The organism is Caballeronia sp. LjRoot34 (assembly GCF_964253815.1).
Classification (GTDB): Bacteria; Pseudomonadota; Gammaproteobacteria; order Burkholderiales; family Burkholderiaceae; genus Caballeronia.
The window spans coordinates 1,993,803-2,014,901 of sequence record NZ_CAXUSB020000003.1 but is presented as its reverse complement, the minus strand read 5'-3'; the positions used below and the strand labels follow the sequence as shown (position 1 = coordinate 2,014,901).

The 21,099-nt window shown below is 58.0% G+C and carries 15 protein-coding genes and 1 pseudogene; 8 read left to right on the top strand and 8 right to left on the bottom strand.

What is annotated here, in order from left to right; genetic code table 11:
- Positions 1 to 42: 42 nt before the first annotated feature.
- A complete protein-coding gene (locus ACSQ36_RS39910; protein ID WP_436186365.1) occupies positions 43 to 471 on the top strand; it encodes a hypothetical protein in 429 nt (142 codons plus the stop codon).
- A gap of 233 nt (positions 472 to 704) precedes the next feature.
- Here the strand turns inward: ACSQ36_RS39910 and ACSQ36_RS39905 are convergent, their stop codons facing one another.
- Both ACSQ36_RS39905 and ACSQ36_RS39900 read right to left on the bottom strand, forming a co-directional pair.
- On the bottom strand, positions 705 to 2,837 hold the full coding sequence (locus tag ACSQ36_RS39905) for a LamG-like jellyroll fold domain-containing protein (RefSeq protein ID WP_436186364.1): 2,133 nt from the start codon (positions 2,835 to 2,837) through the stop codon (positions 705 to 707).
- Positions 2,838 to 3,214: 377 nt separating this feature from the next.
- Positions 3,215 to 5,416, bottom strand: coding sequence for a TonB-dependent receptor (locus tag ACSQ36_RS39900; RefSeq protein WP_436186363.1), 2,202 nt, complete (start codon positions 5,414 to 5,416; stop codon positions 3,215 to 3,217).
- 781 nt (positions 5,417 to 6,197) lie between these two features.
- Here ACSQ36_RS39900 and ACSQ36_RS39895 point away from each other — a divergent pair.
- Both ACSQ36_RS39895 and cysC read left to right on the top strand, forming a co-directional pair.
- The gene (locus ACSQ36_RS39895) at positions 6,198 to 7,337 is read left to right on the top strand and encodes a hypothetical protein (RefSeq protein ID WP_436186362.1); all 1,140 of its coding nucleotides are present in this window, start codon (positions 6,198 to 6,200) and stop codon (positions 7,335 to 7,337) included.
- Between the two features lie 42 nt (positions 7,338 to 7,379).
- On the top strand, positions 7,380 to 7,982 hold the full coding sequence (gene cysC / locus ACSQ36_RS39890; RefSeq protein ID WP_436186361.1) for an adenylyl-sulfate kinase: 603 nt from the start codon (positions 7,380 to 7,382) through the stop codon (positions 7,980 to 7,982).
- A 109-nt stretch (positions 7,983 to 8,091) separates the two neighbouring features.
- Here cysC and ACSQ36_RS39885 read toward each other — a convergent pair whose 3' ends face one another.
- The 3 genes from ACSQ36_RS39885 to ACSQ36_RS39875 all read right to left on the bottom strand — a co-directional run bounded on the left by ACSQ36_RS39885 (position 8,092) and on the right by ACSQ36_RS39875 (position 12,113).
- Positions 8,092 to 10,269, bottom strand: a complete 2,178-nt coding sequence (locus ACSQ36_RS39885) for a hypothetical protein (protein WP_436186360.1) — start codon at positions 10,267 to 10,269, stop codon at positions 8,092 to 8,094.
- A gap of 254 nt (positions 10,270 to 10,523) precedes the next feature.
- A complete protein-coding gene (locus tag ACSQ36_RS39880) occupies positions 10,524 to 10,688 on the bottom strand; it encodes a DUF4087 domain-containing protein (protein WP_436186488.1) in 165 nt (54 codons plus the stop codon).
- A gap of 276 nt (positions 10,689 to 10,964) precedes the next feature.
- Positions 10,965 to 12,113, bottom strand: coding sequence for a porin (locus ACSQ36_RS39875; RefSeq protein WP_436186359.1), 1,149 nt, complete (start codon positions 12,111 to 12,113; stop codon positions 10,965 to 10,967).
- A gap of 891 nt (positions 12,114 to 13,004) precedes the next feature.
- On the opposite strand from ACSQ36_RS39875, the pseudogene ACSQ36_RS39870 reads away from it, so the two are divergent.
- Positions 13,005 to 13,100, top strand: a pseudogene (locus ACSQ36_RS39870) (transposase); the annotation flags it as partial.
- A 71-nt stretch (positions 13,101 to 13,171) separates the two neighbouring features.
- On the opposite strand, the gene ACSQ36_RS39865 reads toward ACSQ36_RS39870, so the two are convergent.
- On the bottom strand, positions 13,172 to 14,509 hold the full coding sequence (locus ACSQ36_RS39865) for an MFS transporter (protein ID WP_436186358.1): 1,338 nt from the start codon (positions 14,507 to 14,509) through the stop codon (positions 13,172 to 13,174).
- A gap of 367 nt (positions 14,510 to 14,876) precedes the next feature.
- Between ACSQ36_RS39865 and ACSQ36_RS39860 the strand changes: the two genes are divergently transcribed.
- The 4 genes from ACSQ36_RS39860 to ACSQ36_RS39845 all read left to right on the top strand — a co-directional run bounded on the left by ACSQ36_RS39860 (position 14,877) and on the right by ACSQ36_RS39845 (position 18,960).
- Positions 14,877 to 16,433, top strand: coding sequence for an AMP-binding protein (locus ACSQ36_RS39860; RefSeq protein WP_436186357.1), 1,557 nt, complete (start codon positions 14,877 to 14,879; stop codon positions 16,431 to 16,433).
- Positions 16,434 to 16,473: 40 nt separating this feature from the next.
- Positions 16,474 to 17,319: an enoyl-CoA hydratase/isomerase family protein gene (locus ACSQ36_RS39855; RefSeq protein ID WP_436186356.1), complete on the top strand. Its 846-nt coding sequence runs from the start codon at positions 16,474 to 16,476 to the stop codon at positions 17,317 to 17,319.
- Positions 17,255 to 18,538: a CaiB/BaiF CoA transferase family protein gene (locus ACSQ36_RS39850; RefSeq protein ID WP_436186355.1), complete on the top strand. Its 1,284-nt coding sequence runs from the start codon at positions 17,255 to 17,257 to the stop codon at positions 18,536 to 18,538. Before ACSQ36_RS39855 ends, ACSQ36_RS39850 begins: the two co-directional genes overlap by 65 nt.
- A gap of 149 nt (positions 18,539 to 18,687) precedes the next feature.
- Positions 18,688 to 18,960, top strand: coding sequence for a DUF4148 domain-containing protein (locus tag ACSQ36_RS39845; protein WP_436186354.1), 273 nt, complete (start codon positions 18,688 to 18,690; stop codon positions 18,958 to 18,960).
- A gap of 62 nt (positions 18,961 to 19,022) precedes the next feature.
- Here ACSQ36_RS39845 and leuD read toward each other — a convergent pair whose 3' ends face one another.
- Positions 19,023 to 19,655, bottom strand: a complete 633-nt coding sequence (gene leuD / locus ACSQ36_RS39840) for a 3-isopropylmalate dehydratase small subunit (RefSeq protein ID WP_436186487.1) — start codon at positions 19,653 to 19,655, stop codon at positions 19,023 to 19,025.
- A complete protein-coding gene (gene leuC / locus ACSQ36_RS39835; RefSeq protein ID WP_436186353.1) occupies positions 19,655 to 21,082 on the bottom strand; it encodes a 3-isopropylmalate dehydratase large subunit in 1,428 nt (475 codons plus the stop codon). Before leuC ends, leuD begins: the two co-directional genes overlap by 1 nt.
- Positions 21,083 to 21,099: the final 17 nt, after the last annotated feature.

The window sequence follows — 21,099 nt, the reverse complement described above, 5'->3', positions numbered from 1 at the left end:
ACAAAACCTCCGCCTTCGACGGATACAGTTGGGAGCACAGCTATGGTGACGGTTAAGTACGAAGATCTAATCCTGGCGTTCGAGTTCATTGGCGCTGCCGCGCCGACAGAGCACAGCGCGTATATATCCCTGGATACGGGCGCAATCTATTGGACATCCGAGGTTACCGACGGGCTTGACGACGATGTTCCCGATGATCTTGAAGTCTCGGACCGTTACGTCGCCATACCGCACAAGACCGATCTTGAGCTTGGACGTGATCTCGCGCTGCGCTTTGTCGCAGAGCAATTGCCTGACCGGTACACGCAGGTCTACGGATTTTTCCAGCGGCAAGGCGCGTACTCGCGGTTCAAGGATTTGCTCGAATCGTGCGGTGTACTTGAGGAGTGGTATGGATTTGAAGCTGACGCTGCCGAACGAGCGCTGCGCCGGTGGTGTGCCGAAACCGGTATCGAGCTTCAGGACACGTGAATAGCTTGGCCTTCAGGCGATAAATACCTTGAGCTGTTTTCGTTTGCACGAAAGCACCAGCGTCGTAGCCCTTATCCGCAATAACCGTTTAAATTCTGTTTCCTGAAACCGCCCCAAGTGCAACAAGTGAGCTTCGGATTGCCTCGTAATTCGGTGGCAGCACAATGAAAGATGACGGGTTGGGACACGGTCCCAACCCGTCCCGCAATAGCTACGTAACTACGACCGCGTTATCAAGCGCGAGCAGTCAGCCACTTCGCCGGCGGGAGCGGCTTCGGTGTAATGCGGATTTCGCCCATGGCGCCGAGGAAACCGCCGCTCAGGTTACCGTCGTTCCCCAAGCCCGCGCCCACGGCCCACGGCAAGTCGAATGTCGCAAGGCCGACCGCGTCCACCGCGTTGCGCAGTACCGGCGCGCCCTCAATATACATAGTCGTTTGTTTTGCGGCCGGATCATTGACGATAGCCACGTGCATCCACGCGTCCAGCAGGATTTCGCCGGACCAGTTCGTGCTCGCGAACATGGGCCCCGCGCCGTCGCCCTTCTCCGTCGTCGTGATTTCCCATTGCACTTCCTTCAGGTTCGAAATGGCGCACTGAACCGGCGGCGATACTTCCCAGCCACCTTCCCATGCCGGAAAATCTCCACGGCGCCCACCGCGCGTCATGATGTTCATCCACTGGTTCCTGGCTGCCGTCCACGACTTGTCGAGCTTGATGAACATCTCGACCGTATAGCCGTCCCTGAACGTCTCCTTGTTGATGGCTGCGGCAACGTCCGTCATGAAGTAGCTGAAACGAGCACCATCCGTGTTCAGAAACTGCACGCTGCCCGGAGCCGACGACAAGCGATGGCGATCGTCCGACCACTTCATGTCGGCAAGTTGACCCGCGCTGCCGTTCCCAATCAACGCCCCGCGCTTGAGGGCATTGTTGCGGCCGGAGGCGTCGTTGATCACTGTGCCGTCGGCGACAGCGGAGCCCACCGTGCCACCAAAGAAGCGCCAGTGCGCCAGCGTTTCCGCGACCTTCGGATAATCTTCCGCGTTCTTTGCGGGAACTTCCGGCGCGACCGGAATGCCCTTGAAGCCGTCCATGATCAGCGAGGTCGCAATAGCCGTCAGCGACGTATTCGTGGCCTCTGCGGTCTTGAACTTCGGCGCGAAACTGGAGAAGCGCTTGGCGAAATCAACCTTGATCGTGAACTGATGGTTCGCTTCGGTCAGCATGGCCTGATCGAAGCTGTTTAGCGTTTCGGCGGGCTTCTGACGAACCCACGGCGAGAACGACAGCGCCTTGATTTCGTTGTTCGTGAAGTCGAATTCGTAATAGCGCATCAAGCCGTTGCCGCCTTGATAAGCCATCTGATAATCGACCACCATTTCTTCAACCGGGTTGCCGAATTCGTTGATCTTCGTGAGGTGCGCGGAGCCGTGATGGTGACCGTTCACCGTCATGAAAATCTGGTCGTTGCTCTTGATCAGCTTCTCCCACAGCATCAGCCCGTAGTCGACTTCCTGCGGGCTCACGGCGTCGTTTGCTATCGCGATCAACTGGTGATTGACGAGAATCGCAGGCAGCGTCGGGTGGGACTGAAGTACGTCGCGCGCCCATGCAATGCCGTTGTCCGATACGCGCCATGACAAGCCCAGCACCAGGAAGCGCTGACCTTCAGCTTCGAAAATATGGTACTCATGGAAGCCGCTCGGATCGCGTCCGCCGAACGTTGCCTGCTGCTTGGCGCGCTTCGTGTCGAACCACTTCAGGTACGGCTCGTCCGCGAGGTCACGGGTGGCATCGGTGCCCGCTCCGTTGCCCGCGCTCTCTTCATAGCCGATGTCGTCACGCACGTCGTGATTGCCCGCTATCACCGAATACGGCAAGCGGCTTTTTTCGAGCACCTTCATTGCGGTATCCGCGATTGCCCATTGCTGCGGCTTGTCAACCTGATCGACGATATCGCCAACGTGGATCACAAACGGAATCTTCAGCGCCTTCGCGTTATCCGCGAGCCATTGAGTCTGCGCCATGAACGGCTCGCTGCCGTAGAGCTTCTTGAACTGATTGCCGGTTTCGGCGGTGGCATAACGCGAGTAGAACTGTGTGTCCGGAAGCACTGCGAGACCGAAGCTCGATACCGGTTTGGGCGCTACTGGCGGCGTCGGAGCGGGTGTATTCGCGACCGGCGTGACCGAAGCAGAATCGCTGCTGCCGCCGCATGCTGCGAGGATCGACGTTGCGCCAAGTGTAGGAAGGAGAACGCTCATCCTGACGAACGACCGGCGGCTTTGATTGGCTATGTCGCGAACGTCGGGAATGATGTTTTCAGCGGAGACAACTGACGTTGATGCGGGTTTCTTGCTCATCGACTCTACGGCTCCGAATGCTTTATATCAATGAATGGAGCCGCGACTTTAGGGTTTAATTATTACTAATATATTACATATACATAACTATTATTTCATTTTGTTAGGTAAATTATGGACTGCGGTCGAGAGATTCAGGGGCGGATGGACTATTTCAATTAATACATTTTTCCCTATATGATAGGTAATCCGAACTATTTTCTCTGCCGGTGCGAGATGCTCAAAAAACATGGCTTTGTCGCATTGGCGATGTCGCGGTAACATTCGGGTCGCCAAAATTCGTCGATTAACGATGAAGAAGATCGCGACACCCGAACGGCTCTTGCTTTGGGCATTGCAAATGCATCGCTTGATCTCCAATGCGGCTGAGCCTCATCCTAGAAATCGGAATGGAGGGTGACAAAGGCACTCAGCGGTTGACCGACATACGCGCCTGCAGCGTTAGCGGCAATGAAATATCTTCGGTCAGTGATGTTGTGCACATTGAGGTCCACACCCCAATGCCGTGCCTCAAAGCCGAAAGCAGCATTCGCAATCACGTAGGACGGAATCGAATTGACGTTGGTGATATCGCTGTAACTCTTGCCCAGATAGTTCAACCCTGCGCCCACATGGAACCCCGGGATACCGGCGATTGAAAAGTCATACGTAGTCCATATATTTGCCATATACGCCGGAACGCCCTGTGGATGATTTCCCACTGAAGTGATGCCCTGGGGATTGTCGGTAATGACCGCGTGTTGGGCCGTCACGTTTGCCGACAGGTGCCAGCGGTCGGTGATTGCGGCGTCCAGCGACGCCTCGGCGCCCTTCGTCTTCTGGCTGTCGAATACCACGGATTCCACGTCGTTGATGGTGGTGAGCGTTGCGACGTTGTCCCGTGAAACGTCGAAGAGCGCAGTGTTCAAAACCAGGCGATCGTCGAGGAACGCGAACTTGATGCCCGCCTCATACTGCAGCGCGGACTCGGGCGCGCCAATGCCGTTCTGTGTATTTTCGGAATTGAAGTTGGCAAGATGGCTTTTCGATACGCCGACGTAGGGAGACATCCACGGCAGCAGCTTATACAGGGCCCCAATATTCCAGCTCACCGGGGCGTCATCGCGGGTATCCGTGACGCCGGCGAGAAGCGGCTGCCCTCCAGTCCCGAAACGCCCGGGCACGGAGATGAGCGGCGTCAGCGACGTGTCCCACCAATCCTTGCGTACCCCCGCGCGGACCTTGAACTTGTCCGTGACGTCGATCTGATCAGTAGCATAAATGCTGTAGTAGTTCGCGGCGAGGTGATCGTCGTCGCAGGAATGCTTCGCGTCGCACAGAAACGTCAGGTTGCCGACGGAGGTTTCCGGCGGGACCGGCGCGAATGCGTCGGCGATGTTGGGAAGGTCGGCGGTCGAGCGCTTCGTATCGATCGTCTGATGCTGGTACTCGAAGCCGGTCAGCAAAGTGTGAGCGACACTGCCGGTTCCAAAGCGCCAGACCGGCTCCAACTGGTAGTCGAAGGTGTTGTCCGAGTCATCCTGCTGGCGCAGTTGACGCCCTACCACTTCGCCATCGCTCACTTTCGTGCTCGTACTGTCGCCGTTTCCCAGCACGTCGAGCGAGCGATGCAGGTACGAAAAGCGGTTGTTGATGGTGAGGATGTCGTTGATCCGCCATTTATCCGAGAGCGTGGGACGCACATAGCTTCCGTGAGCGAAGGCAAAGGGCGTGGAGTATTTCGAGTCGATCGACACATTGCTGATAGGCGTGCCGTTCAGATAGATCAATCCATAGGAGTCCGGTGTTTCGTGGATCTCGCGCAGGTCCAGCGCGAAATCGATTGTGTGATTGTCCAGTTGCCACTGCAGCGCAGGTCTCACCTCGTAGTCGTGACTACTCAGGTCGCGAAAACCGTCCGAATGGGAGAAGGTGGCATCAACCCGGTAGTTGAGACCTGCGATGCCGGTCGGGCCCGTGATGTAGTCATTGTTCGTGACGGTTCCGAACGACCCGGCTTGTACGCTTGCGCCATAGTGCAGTTCCGGCGAAGGCGTGTAGTGCACGATGTTGATCGTGCCTCCAGGCGGCCCGCTGCCGAAGAGTGCCGACCCTGGCCCTTCCAGGACTTCGATGCGCTGCACGCCGTTGAGCGAGTGCGAGATGCCACCCAGAAGATCGCCATCGGAAAAGCCATCGCTGTAGATCTGGGCGTTCAGGCCGCGGATCAGGAAGTGATCGTAATAGCCCTTCGTATCCTGGCCGCCTACATTGACGCCGCTCGCGTTGCTCACGCCTTCCCGCAGCATGGTCGCGCCCTGTTCGGAAAGCACCGCGCGCGGAATGACCTGGGCGTTGGACGGCAGGTCCTCCAGTTTTGTGCCGGTCTTGCTGGCGGCGCTGACCTGCTTAGGGTCATTGACGCTGTCGTCGCCGCTGAAAGGACTGTAGCTGGACAGCGCAGTACCGTGAACCTGAATGGGCGGCAGGCTTGCCGGTTGAGGTCCGTCTTGAACCTGCTGGGCAACGGCACGGTCGATTTGTGCAGCGCCAGCCAGAAGAAGAAATCCGGTTCTCAAGTACCTCTGATGTATTTTCATAATGTTTACACTTCTCCTCTATTTTAATTACGGCCATCGATTGATCGTGGATCGTTCACTGCCCTGTTTATAGATATAACAATGGCAATCATTCGCATTAGCATTACGGAATGCATGGCTTAACGAATGTCGCGTCGTGTTTATTCCGGGCTATTGCGTAAACAAGGCAAAAATTTTCAGGAACGAGCGTCTGAACGCAAGCCCGACGCTCGACCGCGATCGACCGATGTTTCTATTGGAGGAAGAGGAGGAAGAACGTCGCCCGGTGTTTTTCAGCCGCCGGCATGCGGTGTCAGCCGAGCGCTTTGCCCGAGGATCTGAATTTGGGGGGCTTCGAATGCATCGGTTGGCTTATCGAGGTTTCCGGCGATGTCATCACGTGCGAGCACAGCCTGCCTTGGCGCGACGTTTCGCCTTCGCGCCGTTATGGGCGCTATCGCCGACGCATTCCTGCCGAGGGTTTAAAATATCGTTGCTACGAATAGCGCCGGATACCTTTGTTATTTCCCTTGGTACCAAGGGAAACCGGCACCCTCTCACGCAGCTACGCGGGTAACTGATCGTAACCGTTGGGGGTTTCGCGGCAACTCGGACCCCGACGGGCGGAACTACACTACCTGCGGCCCAATCGGCTGTTTCCCGATATCCTCGCTCGCATGTCGTCTATAACAGCGGCCCGAATGGCAGCTTGTAGATTGCGCACACACGCGAACTGAGGCAATGGGCGATGCCGACGCTGCAGACATAAACCAACCTTCCCTCTGGACTTTAGAGAAAGCCGATGACGCAGCAATCTGGAAGTGCCCCACGCACCGCCGATGACAACCGACACACTTCTGTAGATCCCGCCGGCCAGGATGCCGTCCTGCAGGAGAAAGGACTGTCGCGCGGCATTTTCCTGCACACCGGCTGGAGAAGCGCGGGAACGTGGGTGTGGTCCCGCTTTCGGGCGTTGCAGACCGTGACGGCGTTCTATGAGCCGCTTCATCCCATACTCGGCGATCTGAGAGCGGCCGATATCCCCGCCCTTGAGCCGACCTGGACCTCGGGTCACCCGACGCTCACGGCGCCCTACTTCACCGAATATCGACCGTTCATCCAGGACAACTCGCATGGTGTGGCCGGGTATCGGAAGAGCTTTAGTACGGATCGCTTCGGGCCTGTGCCGGATGCTGGCTTTCCGGCATTGCAGGCGTACTTGCAAAACCTCTGTGACCAGACGACGAATCAGGGTAAAACACCGGTCTTCAAATTTTGCCGTTCGCTCGGCCGCTTGCCATGGTTCAAGAGCGCGTTCCCCGAGGTAATGCATGCGGTCGTCTTGCGAAATCCCGCATCGCAGTTCGCCTCCGGATGGTTGCTCCACCAACAATGGAGCAACCCATTCTTCGTTGCTGCTCCGTTCCGCGTGTTGGGCCTCAATCAGGCCGAGCCCATCGTCAAGCAGGTCATTGAGGTGTGCGGCGTTCGCTTGCCGCCTGCTCCTGTTACCTCGATCGATGAATATGCTGCAGCCTGCGAGCAATATGTGCGTAATGTCGAGGGCGACAACGCCTATCGGGCATTTTTGGCGCTGTGGATTCTCTGCGCGTTGCGCTCGGTCGGCGACGCGGATCTGCTGGTCGACCTCGACAGGCTCGGGCAGTTTCCCGAATACGCCTCGGCATTGCGGACGCAAGTTCGAACGCAGGTCGATATAACGCCAGGCTTTAACGGTGCGCGAGATCTCGTCGCGGAGACGAGGCGCAATGCCGTGCGAATGAAGGGAATTGACGGACGCATGATTCGGCCCATTCACGCCTCCGCATTGAACTTCGTGGCGTCGCAGAAGGGTTCCATGGGATCGGCGACCGACGTCACGGAGGTCATTAAAGAGAAGCTCGCGCTTGCCCTCGATCTATCAGAACAGTGGCGCTACTGAATGCATGTCATGCATAACGGCATAAACCTGCGTGGAGGTTAAATGGACCTGTCAGCCGATAAGCCGCCTCACGTTCACCCCCATGCTTTTGCAGTCGGCGCGAAGGATCGCGCCGAGTTGCTTCAACAGACGCCCGGCATCGTTTGGTTTACAGGTTTGCCCGCGGCCGGAAAGTCCACCCTCGCTGGCGCTCTGGAAGTAGCGCTTCATAACGACGGCAAACACAGTTTTCTATTGGACGGCGACACCGTGCGCACCGGGCTATGTCGAGATCTCGGATTCTCCGACGAGCATCGGCATGAAAACATCAGGCGGCTGAGCGAAGTGAGTCGACTGATGGCTGACGCCGGCCTGCTGGTGCTGGTCTGTGCCGTCTCACCCTTTGCCGCCGACCGGCAACTGGCACGCGTCGTTGCCGGACCTCACCGGTTCGTGGAAGTGCACGTGCATGCGCCCATCGCGGTCGCGGAAAGCCGCGATCCTAAAGGGCTTTATAAGCTTGCAAGACAGGGGGCGATCAAGAATTTTACGGGTATCGATTCCCCCTACGAGGAACCGATGACCCCGGACGTTCGCATCGATACCACCCAATGTTCGGTAGCCGATGCGATGGCCTTGATTATTCATCGATTGAGCGGTAGTTGAGTACTGAGATGTCCCGGGAACGCCGGACCGCGCGTTGACATGTTGGATCGCGCCGGTAATGGCACGAGCCGCCCTGTTCCGAACTGGGTTGGGCGGCTCGCTCGCTTTACTACATCTTCGCTACGTGGCCATAGCAGGCTTTAAGCGCGGAATACTCGTAGAAATGGGCCGTTCCCTTCGCCTTCGCGCTATCACACTCGCCCTTGAAGTCGGTTTCCTTTTCGTTGTAGAGCATCTTCACCAGCAGCTTGCCGCCTGCATCGGCATACACGTCCCACTGCATGTTGGCGGCCATCGGCGACACATACTCGCCGCGCCATGTGCTGTTCGTGTAGTTAAACGTCTCCGACTTCGGCAACGGTTGCGACACGCCTTTCAACCCCATATGAACTGCCAGAGGCATCACGATTTCCGCATGCGCGAAGCGCAGCTTGGCCGCGTGCGAACGATCGCCGGCAGCAATGGCGTCGACTTCGTTGAACAGGTCGTCAACGAGAATCTGCGCCATCCGGTGCGTGACATCGCCCTTCTCGGCCATGCCCGGTCCCTTGTCGTAGAAGTCCGATGCATCGTTAGTCGATGCAAAGTATTTCGCTTGCGCCACCGGCATGTAGGCCGTGAAGTCCACGCCTGCTTCGCTCTTCATGGCAGGTGAAATCACGTACAACTCATAGAGCAGCGAGCCGACATCGCCGAGGGACTTTATCGTCGTGCCGCCGTCGCCATTGAGCACCGGCGAGAACTTCCCGTCGTCGCTCGTGAACGTGACCGTGCCGGTATTGGCAAAGCTATAGGTGCCGTTCGCAATCTTGTCGACGAAAGCGGGTGTGAACAGGCGCTCAAGCAACACGCGTCCGGCGCTGCTTGCTTCAGGTGTCAGCGTCAAGCCGCTTTGCTTGGCGATCAGATCGGTGTCCTTCTTGAAGTCCTGATAAGCCAGGCTGTCGATATACGTCGAATACAACGGATCGGCGGGCTTCGTGACCAGATCCACTTTCTTGTCGAGCTTATGGAAATACAGCAGGAAGCGGTTGGTGCCCGCGGGTTGACTCACCGCCGTGCCGTTGTCCGGATAAGGCGCGGGCGCGGCCGGATAGGTCACGAGGCTCGTCAGGGAGGGCTGCGAACGCTTGAGCGATTGGATGAAGAAATTGCCGCTGTCCACTGCGCGATCCACGCCCGACGTTACCGTTACGATCTGGCGCGGCGTGACGTTCGCGGTGTCGCTCACTTGTTTCCAGTAAGCTGGCAAGCGTTGCAACATGCGCGTCGCGAGCTGCGTATGTTCAGTAATGCCAACTTGTGTCTCATTGCCATAACCCGGCGTCGAAATGCCGCTTACCCCGTAGCCCAGCAGCACGTTGGCCTTCATGATCTTCAGGACATCGGGGCCAAGCTTTGCACCAAGCGCCGTCAGAGCGCCTTCGTCCTGCGCTTTCTTCCACATGTTGTAGACGGCCAGATCGTACTTGAGGCTCGACAGGCCGCGCGAGCCGTGGCGAGCCACCATCTGCGTATACACGGGTGAATAGCCGCCAGGAGCCGCCTCGTAGGTGCTCACGTCCTGTTGCGCGCGATACGGCGCCTTCGTCTGATAGAAGCGATCCGTCAGCGCCGCGCCCGCAAGCACGGTGCGGATATCGGCGTTCTCGCCCGAGGCAGCAATCGCGGTACGAATGCGCTGCAAACCTTCTTCCGAAGCGTCCTTCAGCACGGCCTTCACCGCCACGTTCGTTTCTTCGTGGAAGTCGCCGAGCAGCTTTGACTTTTCGACGCCTACGGAAATAGCGACCTTCTGCACGGCATCGTCAAACGGTACATTGCCGGCTTCCATCTCTTGCACGACGGAGGTCGAATGGAAGCTGACAACCGACGGTGCTTCTTTCGGCGCGCGCAACACGACCTTGCTGGCAACCGGCTTCGATACGCGTGTATCGGGATCGAACTCAGCGGCATCCAGGCCAATTTCCGCGATAACCGCCGCCCCGGTTCCAGTCAGGCTGAACTTGCCTTGATTGTTGGAGCGTGCAACAGGTTCGTTCGGATCACAACGGCCGTTGGCATTGGTGTCGAGACACACCACGGCGTTGGTGAAATAGCTTCCGATAACAACGCCGGTCGTGGTCGCGGCACCCGGGTTGTTGGGAGCTGGCGTATTCGGCGTGGCGGGTTGTGCGGGGTCGGACGAATCGTTCGAGCCGCCGCAACCGGCGAGCAGCAACGCCGCGCCGATGCAGGTGAGCGCCAGTGCAGGCGTTTGAAAAGACTGGCGGCGTTTCTGTGACATCTGAATTCCAAGCTTGGCAAATGGGATTCACATTGTTTTGTAATTTAGTGACAGCATAATGAAAGAAATGGATTAAGACCACGGTCCCCACTCTTCTGGCAATGAAGGGGGCATCGCGGAATACGGAGAACTTCGTAGGTTGAGAGTTGGCCGAACTGGTCGTGGCGGTGGCGGTGATAACGCCAAAAGAATTGGACACCGTCAACCAGGGTGTCTGGCCGTGTTGCGCAGCATGAGTACGCAATCTGATGGGGTTATTTCAGGCTCTTGTCGCGCTGGCAAGTCACCACGGGCAGCGGTTTTCCGCCCAGTACCTTAGTGATGCGTCTGGACTGCTTCTCGGCCACACCATTGATGCAGCAGCACGTGTCACCACGATTCGGGAGGTCTCGTTCGGGGACGCCTCGAACGTATCGGATCGCACAGCAGGTCGATCAATGCATGGCAGGTCGTGGACCTGTAGATGCTCTTGCTTTTCCCGTGTAGTCACGCAGGGCCGATCGTCTGGCGACGACCGGCCCTGTATGAAAGCGTGACGCACAACGAAATCCAGGCCACCCACAGCAGGTATGTGCCTGGACAACCCTCTACGCGACGTTCACGTAGCCCCAACGAACAGCATGAGTCACCAGGCGGCGCCTTCTACAACAGTACGACTTTTTTAAAGCTCGAGCCGCCGCCTGGAAGCACCGCTCTTAGAAGCGGTGTTGAATGCCGATCGTTGCCGAGAGCTGATTCGGAGTCGATGACATGCCGACACCGTTGATCGGTGCGCCGATACCCGCTACGCCGCCCAGATCGATTGCGTGGACATATTCGCCTTGCAGGTAGACGTCCGTACGCTTGGACAAATAGTAGTACGTCCCCAGGCCGAGCGAATTGAACGACGGCTTCTGACCATCGATGACCGCGTCCGTCCACGTATCTTCACCAGCCAGAACCAACGCCGGGGTCAGGTTGTAACGGGCGTTCAACTCATAGTTGTTGAAGCGTGCATAGTTGCCGATCTGGGTGTTGGCGCTGCCGCCGGTCTGTTGCGAGGTGATCGAGGACGCATCTTGCAGCTTCGTTTGCGTGAACACGAAGCCGACCGTCGCGGGACCAAACGCGTAATTCAGGCCAGCGCCGAACGTGCGTTGCAGCCCTGCTATGAAGGCCGAATCGCCGCCCAAAGCACCATTCGTCGGGTTGGACAGCACGTTGCCCGTCAAGCTGTTGTTGATCTGCATGTAACCGGCGGCAACGTTCAACGGGCCATAGTTATACGATGCGCCAAAGCTGTAGGCACGATTGTTCGAGAAGCCGCCTGCGTCGTTCGAAAAGCCATACAAGCCGCTGAACTTGAAGCCTGCGTAGTTCATGCTTTGGTACTTGATCGAGTTGTCGATACGGAACGAGTTGTCGAGGTTATCGTTGTCGAACGGGTGGGCGAACTGCGTACCACCGTATTGCGTGCCGGTCAGAGCCAACGGGCCGAGATAGTCAACCACGGAGTCATACTGACGGCCCAACGTGACCGTGCCGTATTGGTTACTCGACAAACCGACGTACGCCTGGCGGCCGAACATGCGGCTGTTTTGACCCAGCGTACCGTTCGCGATGTTGAAGCCGTCTTCCAACGTGAAGATTGCCTTCAGGCCACCACCGAGGTCTTCAGAACCACGCAAGCCCCACCGGCTGCCGTTGATGGAGCCGCTCGATTCCTTGAAATTGTGCGCGCCGCCCTGGTTATTCGTGTATGTCAGCCCCGCGTCGAGCAAGCCATATAGCGTTACGCTGCTTTGGGCGTGAGCGGCGGTTGCGAATATGCCTGTCAGGGCCGCGACCATGAGGGTCTTTTTCATTTCAGTAACTCCGAGCAATTCGGGCCTCTCGGCCCAAGCTTTAAGGATCCTTTCAGTTCGCCGTGCCGCGAGAGGCACTTGCGAATGATTCAGGTATCAACAACCAGATACACGTGTGAGAAGCGAGCACAGTGTAAAAGATGCTGTTGTCCCATTAAGTTTCAGAACGGCGCAATAATCAATTTCTATATTATAAATAGTGGACTAAATGCGTCAAACCCTTTGCCATCAAGGCTGCTTTGCCAGAAATCGGACTTTCGAGTGAGAGTCAATCTTTATATGTTGTACATCTGCGACAATAACCGTTGCGTTAAAAGCACTACAAAATAATTACAAAATCAATTCTTGATGAAACAGAAATAACTGATTGTTGAAAATGGCGACTGCGAATCGATATTGGGAGGCTAAAATCAATTCGCTGCTTTCCGAGAGCAGGCATGTACTCTTGATAGCGCGACTTTTTAGTCGCGCTTTTTTTTGCTCTTTTTATCAGCAGATATCGGCCAGCTATTAATGTCTCGAAACTGACGCAAATGTCAGTAAGCTATATTTAATTATTTATTAAGCAGATTGTCTATCAAATTAATGGCTGCATTCGTATTGGGTTCGGACGACTGTGCAAATGGTCCCCGCCGCCAAATCGCATAGGTTTGTTCCTGATTTAACAGGCAATACCAATGAGAGCCGGGCGCCACGGCATTCGCGGGTTTGGGGAGGCCTGCCGGTCAGCATCACCCGGCATAGCATCATTGGGGCTGCCACCATCATCGGTGCGCCCGGCAAGGTCTCGAAAGCGAAGGATTTTACTCACTGGCGTGTGCGCAAACGCCGTGGTGAAGTCGATGACGCCAATGCACGAAGAACCGCACGAAGAACCACGACAAGCCGAAGCTACGTGCCCGGGTCGAGCACGTCTTTGCGGTGCTCAAGCGGCCATGGCGTTTCAGCAAGGTGCGCTATTGCGGCCTCGCGAAAAACGCCACGCGCGCTTCCATGCCGCCGAGTCGATCAGGACACCCGCTGGGCCTTAAGGCGCCGGCCGCCCTGGTTCCGCGTCATCATATGGAAGGATGTATGGCTGCGGCGGCCAAGTCCTTGCTGACCCGGTGCGACCAGCCAAGTATCACTGAAAATCCCGCGATGAATACGAACACGATCGACACGTTAATGAACAGCCGGTCGATAGGCAGATGCATCGCGAGCAGCACGCCACCGAGCATTGAGCCCGCGACGGAGCCCAGCTTGCCAATGCCTATCGCCGTTCCTACCCCGGCCGAACGCAGCGAAGTCGGATAGATGATGCCCGAGAGCGCATACAGACCGAATTGAGTGCCGATCACACACACGCCGCTCATGAACACGGCAGCCATCAACAACGGTTGCGGCATGGAGTGCCCGAGCGATGCAGCGATCGGGCAACCTAGCGCGGCCAGCGCCACGATAGCCGCCATGCCGTGTCGGTCGACAAAACGGCTTAGGACGAGCGCGCCAATGGTCCCGCCCACCGGAAACATCATCGCGACGATAGCCGCCTGCTGAGGTGCAATTCCCGCAATACCGAAAATCAGCGGCAGCCAGTTCTGCAGGAAATGCAACGCCAGCGAGTTAAGGATGAAAACCACCCACAGCAGCGGCGTCACATAACGCAGCGGTCCGCCGAACAGAGCGCGCGGTCCGGCACGCGCCACAGGTTCATCGTCCAGGACGAAGGTTGTGACCTTCGACACGTCGAGATTCGGGTCCATGCGGCGCACGAGCCGCTTGATCAGCGCCGGGTCTCGCTGATTGAGCACCAGAAACCGAATCGACTCGGGCAGCGCGAAGATCGACGCCAGCGCGACCAGTACCGCGGCCGCGCCGCCGAACAAAAAAATGACGCTCCACCCGAAATGAGGCAACAGCCACGATGAGACGGCGCCCCCTCCTCCCGCTCCGACTGAAAATCCCGAGAACATCAATGTCACCCAGGTGGCACGACGCTGCTTCGGTGCGTATTCGGCCACCAGCGCGACCGTGTTCGGCACGACGCCACCCATCCCGATACCGGCGAGAAACCGCAATACGATAAGCTGATCGATCGATTGAGTCCACGCACATGCCATGGTTAGTATCCCAAAGCATATGGAACCGTAGATAATGGCCCGCTTGCGGCCCGACCGGTCGCCAACGAATCCCAACAACAACGAGCCGATCAGCACGCCGAACAGTCCCGCGCCGAATACCTGCGCGAAGCTGCTTGCCTTGACATGCCACGCCTGGGCAATAGCGGGTGCTGCAAACGCAATCGCGATCTGGTCGTATCCGTCCAGCAGTACGATCAGAAAGCACCACGCCAGTAGCGCAATCACAAAACGCCCGACTTTCTGTTCCTGTACGAGTTGGGAAACGTTCAACATGAACTCACCGCCCAAAGCGGACGCGCGTGGATTAACGGCATTTCGTCTCCTGAATATTTTACTGAATATTTTATTTAGTCACGCCTGCCCCGGCGGGGCGCGGGCCGCCTGCAAGAATGCGTTTCGAGTGTAGCCGATGCAATCCGCACACTGAATCACCATTTTTTTATCAAACCATCGAACAAGCTGATAAGTGGGTACGTCGGGCGGCCAGGACCGGCCCCGTCCTGGCTGCCCAATGCAGTACAACTATTCGGTGATCGCTATGGACTAACGCGAATAATTTGATTCTCGTTATATACGACCGGATATAACATGACGATCTGCCTTGCCGAATTACATGCCAATACTGAGAAGGAGACGTAAGATGATTAATCTGCGAGTCGGGGATCTTGTTGTTCGCAACGCTAAGATCTCACCCGACGCGGTAGCGCTCATTGAAGATGACCGGGCGCTTACCTGGAGCGAGTTCGATCGAAGCACTAACCGCATGGCCAACGGGCTGGCGGCCATCAAACTTGCCAAGAACGACCGGATCGCGACGGTTATCCGCAACGGCGCGGCAGCAGTTCAGATGATATTTTCCATCGCCAAGGCGGGCATGCTGGCCGTGCCGGTCAACTACGGATTGACGACGGGTGAGATCGAGGTCCTGCTCGACGATTCCAAGCCGAACGCCATTATTGTCGATGCGGAATTCGTCGACAGGTTACGGGATATTCTGACGCGCCCCGGCGTTACGGTCATCGTCCGCGGCGAGGCGGCCGTGCCGCCAGAATGGCTGAGTTACCAGAGTATCGAGGAACGCGGCGACGAGAATACGGTCCCCGTCAACATCGATCCCGATGAAATTCGCACGATCCGCTATACCAGCGGCACGACCGCCGCGCCTAAAGGATGTCTCGGCACGCATCGCCAGATCCTCTCCAGCATAGACAATTTTTTCTCGCAAATTCCCGTCTCGAGCACAGGCCCGTTCCTGCAGATGCTGCCGCTCTTTTCGGGCGCCGGCATCTGGATGGCAATCGCTGCGGCTTATCACGGCGTCGCCAACGTGCTGACGCGCGATTTCGACCCGCGGGATGCGCTCCAAAAGATCGAGACGCACGGCGTAACCCATACCTGCGGCGTGCCGACCATGATGAGCCGGCTCGGCGATGAACTCAGAAAAGGCACCTACAACATCGACTCGTTGCAACTGTTCGGTTATACCGGTTCGAAAATGCCGCCGGGCACTATCCGGCGCGCGCTCGACATCTTCCCTTGCGGCTTTTACCAGGGCTTCGGCGGTGGCGAGATGGGAGGTCTCGTGTCCTACCTGATGCCGGAACATCATCGTGAGGCACTGCTGCTGGAGAACCCGGCGCGGTTGCTGGCGTCGGTCGGCCGCCCCGCGAAGTATGCGGAAATCTGTATTCGAAACCTGCAGGACGGCACGCCGCTGCCGCGCAATGAACCCGGCGAGATCACCGTGCGTTCACCCAGCAATTTTTCCGGTTATCTGAACCGCCCGGAAGACACCGCGAAAACGCTGCGGGGCGAATGGGTCTACACCGGTGACATTGGTTATCTCGACGACGACGGCTTTCTCTTCGCGGTAGACCGCGCCAAGGACATGGTCGTGACTGGCGGCATGAACGTTTCGTCAGCGGAAGTCGAAGCGGTGTTGTCGGAGCATCCGTGCGTCAAGGCCGTCGCCGTGATCGGCTTGCCCAGTGACGAATGGGGCGAAACCGTGACTGCCGTGGTCGTGCTACACGAAGGACAGGATATATCGGAGAGCGAATTAATTGGATTCGCGCGCAAGCAGCTTGCCGGCTACAAGTCCCCGAAAGCCGTCCATTTCGTCACCACCTTTCCGATGAACAGCGTCGGCAAGATTCTCAAGCGCGAACTCCGCGATCAGTTTGCAGCAGTCCGATAAGCGAAGCAGTTTTTCTCAAACTACCCTGAAGGAGACACACATGGATTGGACATTGAACCGGGCCGCAGGGCCGCGCGGATATCTGGTGGAAAACGATGAATTCAAGACCATCGAAGTGACAATGCCGGTGGAAGGCGTTGCGAAACTCGCGCTGAACCGCCCGGATAAACTCAACGCCTTCAATTCCGCGATGATCGGAGAAATCCGCGCCGCGATGTGGCGGCTGAACTACGACGAGAGCGTGCGCGTCATCGTGATTACCGGCTCGGGCCGTGGCTTCAGCGCTGGCCGCGACGTCCAGGAACTGCAAGGCGAACGTGGCATGCCGCTGCCGCACTATCGCGCTTATGTGCGCGCCAACCACGACATGCTCGACGATCTCGAAGCGATCGAGAAGCCGGTCATCGCGGCCATCAATGGTGTCTGCGCGGGCGGTGGGATTGAACTTGCGGCATCGTGCGATTTCCGGTTCGCATCCAATCGCGCGACTTTCCTGCTGCCGGAAATTTTTATCGGCGTGATTCCGGCGTCCGGCGCGTGCTCGCGGATGATCCAGATGATCGGAATCGAAAACGTCAAGGACCTGGTGATGACCGGCCGCACCGTCGACGCGGATGAAATCCGCGGCATGGGTTTCGTGCGCTCCGTAGTCGAGCACGAAGAGCTCGAAGCAAAGACATTCGAATTCGCGCGGCTGCTGATGCGCGGCGCGCCGCTCGCGGTGGGCATCGCCAAGCATGTGACCAATACCTGCCAGAACGTCGATACCGAAACAGGACGGCTGTTCGAACGCCTCGCGCAGTCGTCGCTGGTCGGATCGAGTGACTCCACCGAAGGCATCCGTTCTTTCCTCGACAAGCGTCCGCCTAAGTTCACGGGCCGCTGAGCCTCGCTTGCAGTCGGTGCACCCTCGGTCCGCACAACACAACGCGGACCGATGGTGCGCTTTTCCATATTTCACGACAGGGTTCGGTTTGAAACTATCAGGCATCCGCGTACTGGACTTTTCCCGGTTTATGGCTGGCCCGTTGATTTCCGCGATCATGGCGGACCACGGCGCGGAGGTGACGAAGATCGAAGCGCCGGAGGGCGACCCCACGCGCGGCGGCCGCCGCAGCCGCACGACGCAAAACGCCGGTGACTCTTTTTCAGTGTTGAACCGCGGCAAGCGCAGCGTCGTGCTCGACCTGAAGCAAGCGCACGGGCGGGAGCTGGCAAAGCAATTGATTCGTGACGCGGACGTCTTGATCGAATCATTCAGCCCCGGTGTAGCCGAGCGGCTTGGCATCGGCCAAGTCATCGCGCGACAGATCAATCCGCGGCTTGTGTATTGCTCGGTCACCGCATTTGGTCAGGACGGTCCATTGCGCGACATGGCAGGCCACGATCCCGCTGTCCAGGCGCTGGCGGGTATCCTGCCCCGCGATGACAACCATAAGCCGGTCATCCCGCCAGTCTCCGTGGCGTCCTGGTGCAGCGCCCACAGTGCACTCGCCGGCATTCTGATGGCATTGCTTTCGGCACGGACAACGGGTCTCGGTGACTATCTGGACGTGTCGATGCACGATGTCGCTCTAAGCGCGCGTCCGGGCGCCCTATTCGGTGCACTCGTGGCAGGACGACATGAGTCCACGCTCGGACTTGGCCATGCGATGCTCGAGCCCTATGAGACCGCTGACGGTGAATGGCTCTGTCTTGGCGCCGGCGAGCCGCGTTTTGCCAAGGCCTTGCTTGGTGCGATCGAGCACCCCGAGCTGATGAGCGTGGCGCTGGGCGTGCCGGGAACGGCACAAGATCCGCTGCGAAAGGTGTTGGCAGAAACGTTCAGACGCAAACCTCTGGCAGCGTGGATGGAATGGCTGGAAGCACGATCCATTGGCGTTGCGCCTGTTGTCGATTACGCCCAGGCCCTGCGGCATCCGCATGTGCATGAACGGGGCATGCTGCTCGCCGACGACAACGGCGATCTGCACCTTAATACGCCCATCCGCTTCTTGCGCGAACCCGGCCAACCCGACCTTCGGATTCCGGCGCTAGGAGAACACACGGGAGCCATACTGGCCGAATCCGGAGCAAGGCTCACGGATCAAGGCGATGGCATCTAAAGCCAGCCAAGCGTCGTCGCACGGCGCTGGTCAAAATGTAATTTCCTGCAATTATTTAATTTTTAAAAAAGGCAATTGGTAGTTATACTAATAGAATGCTGCATCGCAAACGATGTTGCTACTACTACCACCGCTCGCAGGAACATAAAATGACCAAGTTATTTTTTCCGTCAGTAGCACTTGCCATCGCATTAGTATTCCCCGCTTTCGCCATCGCTCAAGACAACGGCACGCCCACGCGCGCTGACGTGAAGGCCGAGTTTATCCAGTTCAAGCAGGCAGGATTCGATCCAGCCGCGAACGACCAGCTTGATTACCCGGAAAGCTTGCAGCGGGCTCAACAGAAACTGGCCACGCAAAGCCAAACCGAGTCCGCGGCTTACGGCGCGTCAACGAGCGGCACATCAAAATCCGGCGACTAGAACATGGAGCGCGTGTCGGCGCACCACCTGAGCAACGTTATGACCAGAGTCACTTTAAAGCGTCACAACCAGGGCCTCTCGTTTAGTCGCCGGTCCTCGAACGCCTTGATTTCCGACGCCAGCAACAAAGTGGCGTCCACGTCGTCGACGCCTTCCAGAAGCCGCGTCTTGACCGAGGCCGCAATATCGAAATGCAGGTTGGTACCAATTGGCGTGGTCACCGTCTGAGCCGGCAGGTCGACCTTCAGTGCGTAACCCGGAACCGCGTCGACTTGTGCCAGTAACATTTCTATGTCCTTAGCATTCAACACAACGGGCAGCATCTTGTTCTTGCAGCAGTTGTTATAGAAAATATCGGCAAAACTTTCGGCTATCAGCACGCGAAAGCCGTATTGAAACAACGCCCACGGCGCATGCTCGCGTGAACTGCCACAACCAAAGTTGCGTCGTGTCAGCAGGACCGACGCGCCGGCGTAACGCGGTTGATTCATGACAAAACCAGCCGTGATGACACGCTCGCTCGCTGGTTTGCCGTAATAGCCGACATCCTCATGACGCCATTCGTCGAAGAGATACGGACCGAATCCCAACCGTGCGATGGACTTCATGTATTGCTTGGGCATGATCGCGTCGGTGTCGACGTTATCGCGATCCAGCGGCACCACCACGCCGGTGTGGTAAGAAAAAGGTTCGATCATTGCAGCGTCCCATTCACGGCAAGCGTACGGACATCGGTGAAATGCCCGCGTAGCGCGGCGGCGGCTGCCATCGCGGGGCTGACGAGGTGCGAGCGCCCGCCCGCACCTTGGCGACCTTCGAAGTTACGGTTGGACGTCGACGCAACCCGTTCGCCCGGCTCAAGCCGGTCGGCGTTCATCGCGAGACACATCGAACAACCGGGGTCGCGCCACTCGAAGCCGGCCGCCATGAAGACGGCGTGCAATCCCTCGGCTTCCGCCTGACGCTTGACCGCGCCTGAACCCGGGACCGCGAGCGCCAGTCTGATGGTGGAAGCAACACGACCACCCATCGCGCGCAACACGCTCGCCGCAGCCCTCAGGTCCTCTATCCGTCCATTCGTGCATGAGCCGATAAACACCTTGTCAAGCGCGATGCTTTCTATAGGAGTGCCTGCCGTCAGCCCCATGTAGTCGAGCGCTCGCATACAGGACGCGCGCCGGCCCGGCTCGTCGACAAGAGCAGGATCGGGGACCGCACCGGTGATATCCGCAACCATGTCCGGCGATGTGCCCCAGGTAACCTGGGGCGACAGCCCGGACACATTCATCGTGACTTCGGCATCGAATCGAGCATCCGGGTCCGATTGCAACGCCGTCCATTCGAACGCCGCGCGATCCCAGTCGCTACCTTGCGGCGCGTAGAGACGTTCCCGGCAGTACTGCAGCGTGGTCGCATCAACGGCGATCAGCCCGGCCACGGCGCCGGCTTCTATCGACATATTGCAGAGCGTCATGCGCCCTTCCATCGACAGATCTCGCACCACCGCGCCGGCATACTCAATCGCATGGCCCGTCGCACCGGCCGTGCCGATACGGCCGATCACCGCCAGCGCGAGATCTTTAGCGCTGCAGCCTGCCGGTAAACGGCCATCGATTGTCACGCGCAGATTCTTGCTGCGCCGGACCAGCAGCGCTTGCGTACTGAGGACGTGCTCAATCTCCGAGGTCCCTATTCCGAAGGCGAGTGCGCCGAGCGCTCCATGAGTGCTGGTATGCGAATCGCCACACACGATCGTCATACCGGGCAAGGTGATGCCTAATTCGGGACCGACGACATGGACGATGCCCTGCTGTTCGTCATCCATGCCGAGATGCACGATCTCACTCGCCGCACAGTTCGCGCGCAACGCATCGACCTGGATCCGCGAGATTTCGTCGGCGATACCTTCCTTGCGGCCGATTGTCGGCACGTTGTGATCGGCGACCGCGAAGTTCGCGCGCGGCCGCCACACCATGCGCCGCTCAAGGCGCAACGACTCGAACGCCTGCGGGCTCGTCACCTCGTTGATCAGATGCCGATCGATATACAGCAAGCACATGCCGTCCGCTTGGGTACGGATCGTGTGGGCCTCGAAGATCTTGTCATAGAGAGTGCGGCCCATCAACTTCCCTTCTCGGT